Annotated in this window: 4 protein-coding genes and 2 pseudogenes; all 6 read left to right on the top strand. The window is 57.6% G+C overall.

All coding sequences use genetic code 11. The features are described 5' to 3' along the window. The first annotated feature begins 180 nt into the window (after window positions 1–180). On the top strand, window positions 181–900 hold the full coding sequence (locus tag ACW7GZ_RS14770) for a hypothetical protein (protein WP_457010015.1): 720 nt from the start codon (window positions 181–183) through the stop codon (window positions 898–900). 121 nt (window positions 901–1,021) lie between these two features. Then, window positions 1,022–1,456 carry a contractile injection system protein, VgrG/Pvc8 family gene (locus ACW7GZ_RS14765; protein WP_457010013.1) on the top strand — a complete coding sequence of 145 codons (435 nt, stop codon included), beginning with the start codon at window positions 1,022–1,024 and terminating at the stop codon, window positions 1,454–1,456. A 572-nt stretch (window positions 1,457–2,028) separates the two neighbouring features. Next, window positions 2,029–2,380, top strand: a pseudogene (locus ACW7GZ_RS14760) (IS3 family transposase); the annotation flags it as partial. A 288-nt stretch (window positions 2,381–2,668) separates the two neighbouring features. Then, window positions 2,669–3,136 (top strand): hypothetical protein, encoded by a 468-nt coding sequence (locus tag ACW7GZ_RS14755; protein ID WP_457010011.1) that lies wholly within the window; start codon window positions 2,669–2,671, stop codon window positions 3,134–3,136. Between the two features lie 391 nt (window positions 3,137–3,527). Then, window positions 3,528–4,259 (top strand): hypothetical protein, encoded by a 732-nt coding sequence (locus ACW7GZ_RS14750; protein WP_457010009.1) that lies wholly within the window; start codon window positions 3,528–3,530, stop codon window positions 4,257–4,259. 141 nt (window positions 4,260–4,400) lie between these two features. Then, window positions 4,401–4,619: pseudogene (locus ACW7GZ_RS14745) on the top strand (transposase); the annotation flags it as partial. Between the last annotated feature and the right edge of the window lie 253 nt (window positions 4,620–4,872).

Here is a 4,872-nt window from a genome sequence, read left to right as displayed (position 1 = left end):
CTTCGTCTCTGACTTCTTCCTGGTCATCTGTCTCACCTCGGATTGCGATATTTAATCGCTTATCCGGGTGTCCGTGAAGCAGGGGCAGGATCACTCGACCAGCCGCGCATCACCGGCCAGCTGTACAACGGCGAGGTCGCCCGACCAATATGACGTCGGTCCTCACAAATGGCAGAAACGTTGAACGACAACAGGAACCACCTCAGAGTTATTCGATTTTTTACCGTCTCCGCCTTATTGCTAGCGGCCGCTTGGGCTGCGTATAGAATATATCAGGATGATGCCACGCCACCCCCCTTCGTGTACCTGATCCCGGACGACTACTTTGGCCCGATCGTAACTTTCTTCGGCCAGCCTGGCGGCATTGAAATGAAGCCAGATCCCCTTGGACGCGCCGTCGATGTCCCTGACAGCGGGTTGATCAGGATAAGAGCCGAGCGGCAAGACGTGATGGGTATCAGCGGAAAAGACTATCGCGCAACCTACTTTGTCTCGATAGCTCCCGATGGGTCACGCAAAATCATGAAGGTACTCACCGATGTCTACCGCGAGAAAGGCGTCTGGTGGCAAGGAGTCATCGATGAAGGCGCGAACATGACCCGGTACGACATCGGCGAAGCCACCAAGGGAAATTTCGAACACCTCCCGGAATATCTTCGAGACGAACACATGGTCGCGGCAAGACAGGGGTGCAGGTTTCGTTTCGTCAATGCCGACGAAGAGAGCCAGAAGGCCGGCTGCGATGAGTTTGTTGTCATCTCGCCAGATAAGGATATGGAGATAGGCAACTGGCTTTGGGGTGACTTTGGAAGCTATTTTGAATCCTTGGACGCGTTCACGGAACACGTGCGGAATATCCAGCACAAGAAGCAGACGTACATCGAAGCATCCCCGGAATAACCAGCGCATCGCACTGAAGCGCGCATTGGGTACCCTGATCCGGACGATGCGCACCTGGCCGCTGGGCAGACGTTTGACGCGGTGTCCGGCCGGCACGGCGCCCCGCTCGCCCAGGCCGCCCATGTGCACCGAGGTCGGCCTGACCGGCAGCGACGGCGGGCTGGCCTGCTACACGCTGGTGATCGAACCTTTCACCGCCCTGCTCCGCCTGCGCCGCAATGCGCTGGTGTTCCAGGACCTCGATGTCCAAGGCATCGTCACCCGCGTGCTTGATGACCATCCGCTGTCCGCCTTCCGCTGGGACGTCACCCAGCCGCTGCCGGTGCGGCCGATCACCACCCAGTACCGCCAAGACGATTTCGACTTCCTCGAGCGCCTGCTGACCGAGGCCGGTCTGGCCTGGCATTTCGAGGCCGACGAAGCCGCGTACGGGGGTCACACCTGGGTCATCCGCGATCGCGATGCCCCGGTGCCGGACCTTGGCCCGGTCTGTTTCCACCGCCTCGACGCGACCGAGTCCGACGACGCGATCAGCGTCTTCCGCGACTGCCTGTAGGCCACGCCTACGGCACCTGCGATCAGCAGTTGGCAGACCGCAGCCACGGCCCGCAGACGGCCCGCGTCGTCGGCCTGCCCGATGCCGCAGTCACCCCCACCCGCGAGCATCAGGTGCGGATCCAATTCGCGTGACAGCGCAGCGCGCAGCCCAATGCCAGCGGCCTCTCAGATCGGCTATGACCCCGAAACGATGCAGAACGTCTCTGAAGCGGAATGCAGCTGGATTTTGGTTGAGCGCACTACAGACAAGGACAGCGAAGACGGGTTGTCCGACCTTTTGGGCGAGGTTAATACGATCAGAACGGAGCGCATCCAGGCTGGCCAGCACTGTTCCCAATCGGGATGGTGGTACACACCCGCGCAGTCGGAATCGCGTCGCTACTTCAAAAAAGGCGATATGCTTCTGTCCGTTGAATGTGATTATGGCGATACATTCTGTCTATGGGCTCCCAATCAACGCCAGCCAAAACTCTAGAAGCAGGCTGCTAGGTTTCAACTTGGAAGCGAAACTCTGGATGAAATTTCGCCATCTCGTCTGCCAGGGCTTCGTCGGGGCTCTCCGACGTCTCCCTGGGCTGCGACGCGCTGCGCATGGCCCGGCTCCGGCGCTAACGGCCTCGTGGCGTGATCGTACACTCCGATCGTGGCAGCCAGTACTGTTCGCGCAAGCACCGCACGCTGTCGACGCGGACGCTTGATGGCCAACATGAGCGCCCAGGGCAACTCCCATGACAACGCTGTGATGGAAAGCTGGAATTCCAGCGTGAAGATCGAGGCCGCGCATTGCGAGCGCTTCAGTACTCGCGAACTAGCCAAGGCGCAGGTGTTCGACTACATCGAGGTTGACTACAATCGAGACCGGCTCCACTCGACGCTGGGCTACGTCAGCCCGGAGCAGTTTGAGCGGACCCACGATGCTTAGACGGGTGTCCGAGAACGGGGGCAAGATCAGGCCCGCCTATGCAGGCCGGGACGGTCGCCACTACATCCTGGGAAACGACCTCGGTGCCCTTTCTGACAGGCGAGGCTCCTTTACCTTGGATATAGCAGGCATATGAACAACGTTCGAGCCACACTCTTTCTATCTAGCACCTTATTGCTAGTTGCCTGCAATACAGATGGCAGGCCGACGAACACAGAGAAAGGTCAACACGATAGCTTTACTACCTCATCTGTGAATCCATGTACGAATGTCACGGACGAGGCGCGAATGGACATCACGGAACATGCTAACAGGAAGGTCAGTGTCTGCCGGCTGGACGGAAAGGGTGACTGCCTATATACAGAAGCATTCGGTAAGACATTCGTTTCCAGCCGGCCGAACTTCAACGGCGACAACTTGGCCGACTTCCTGATCAAGGATTTCACTGGCGTCTATGGCGACCACGACATCGTCCACCACCTAGGCTATCTGGCCTGCCCGCAAAATGGCTACGTCAACGTACTCGATGCGTTCGTGACCAGCGCTCAAGCAGACGAAGCCGGCCGAAAGGAAGGCCAATGGGCGCGGGTGGAAATCACCCGGGATTGCTATGACGACCGCACGCAATCTCTTGTATCCCGGCGCTATGAACTCTCGTGGGATTCCGACATTAGAGAATACGGGCCACCCAATAACGATCCGGAACTTTCGGAATACTGCAGCAACAAAGAGATGGCGCTGCCTGCAGCGCAGTGAGTTCCCATCAATCCGAATCGGCGGCGGCAAAGACGAGGGTGGAGTGTTGGCCGTCCTGTTCCAAATTTAGGCGAACCGCGTGAGCGATCGCCACGTAGTTGGTCGGTGCCAAGCTCAGGCGACTGACGCTTCGGGACGACAGCAAAGGAATACGTCGTTGGGGAGGAACGAGCGGCTCGCTGAATTTCAAGCCTGGACCGACCAGCCTTTCTTTGACACCCACTCGGTATTGATCTGATCAATCAACCGGGCCTAGCACTGGAGCCTGAGCACGCCGCTGGCTACATGATGTATGGCATATTCACGGGCGCCCGAATAAGTCGTTACGTCAACCAGTCCTCCAACCATACAGGCCTATGCGCATATGTTCGAGGAAATACTAGAGGCATCAATGCGCAAGCACGCTATGTTCATAGTCAAAACGCTGCTGCTATCGCTTCCGGCTTGTCAGGATCTAGAGGCTTCGGGGCCACCACCCGCACAGCAGGATGGGGCATATCTCGTGGCAGGCGCATCGACATCAAGCACTTCTGAAGTTGTTAGTTTACTAGCGACCGAACAGGGGCTTATCGGTAGCCACGGCTCGAATTTCTCTTATATAGACAAAGATGCAAAGGGAAACCTCTTGATCGTTCATGAAACATCTTCGTCTCGCACTCAGTACAAGACCCTCACGCCGATCATCGATACTCATTCCAGCAATATCTTTATCGACTGCACACTGATCCGTTCTAGCGAGGATATCGAAATTATCGCCGTCGGCAACTATTGCAGGGGCAGGTCAATAGCCACTGGCGATGCGATCGATGACGCCGTCAGCGACCAGTGGACACGCGCCTACTCATCATCTTTGCCATGGCTGAATGACGCCGCCGCCAAAGTAGAATGCGCACAGCCGAAAGGGCTCGACTTCATGGGGCGTCGAATCCTCAGGTGTCAGGAAGGAGAAGATAATGAAACTACGACGAACGTTGCCACGTATGTGCTGTCATCAGATATGGCCGTTAAACTATCGATGAGGGGATTCGAGTTTGCAGGCAGCATAAGGAATGAGGATTCCCTTGTATTTTGGCGCCTCAATGAATCCTCACATCATGAAATCGTCCAAGAGGTTGTGCGCTGACGGCGTAAGCTTCCCATCAAATAGGCACCCCTGAAGTTGAGAGCCTGGCAGCGGAGTCTGTAGTTTGAACCATGTAACTGCCCTTTGGGAGGATGCGGCGAGAGGCCGCAAGGAGCAGAGACAGTGACCCTGGACAAGACGATGCTGGAGCAGCTGACGGCGGGCTGCAAGACGTCGCAGGACGTGGAACGACTGTTCTCGCAGATGCTGCAGCACATGATCAACCGCTCGCTGGAGGCGAGATGCAGGCGCATCTGGGCCATGAGCCACGGCCGGTCGAACCGCAATGCACGCAACGGCAAGAGCCGCAAGACAGTACAGAGCAGGGTGGGCCATCTGGCCACCGAGACACCGCGCGACCATGAATCGATCCACCACTGGAAGCCGGCGCTGCAGAGCTTCCAGATCATGCTTGGCGAAGAGCGCATGCCGCTGGCAGCGCTGTGAGAGAAGAGGTCACACAGTTCGTTTGACAGACCCGATTTTCGTGCATTTGTTTTCGGGGAGCGGATATCCAGATCCGGTCGGTATGCATGATCACGCCACGAGGCCGCTTGCGCCGGAGCAGCGCCATCCGAAGCGCATCACACACCAGCGTGGCCGTCATCCGCTC

The sequence above is a fragment of the Luteimonas sp. A537 genome (genome assembly GCF_054052065.1).
The sequence above is the reverse complement of the archived record's forward strand: the minus strand, read 5'-3'. Positions and strand labels throughout refer to the sequence as shown.

What these genes read in the sequence shown, in the direction of transcription:
- ACW7GZ_RS14765 (WP_457010013.1), top strand. Translation starts at nt 1,022, where the DNA reads ATGTGCACCGAGGTCGGCCTGACCGGCAGCGACGGCGGGCTGGCCTGC.
- ACW7GZ_RS14755 (WP_457010011.1), top strand. Translation starts at nt 2,669, where the DNA reads ATGGACATCACGGAACATGCTAACAGGAAGGTCAGTGTCTGCCGGCTG.
- ACW7GZ_RS14750 (WP_457010009.1), top strand. Translation starts at nt 3,528, where the DNA reads ATGCGCAAGCACGCTATGTTCATAGTCAAAACGCTGCTGCTATCGCTT.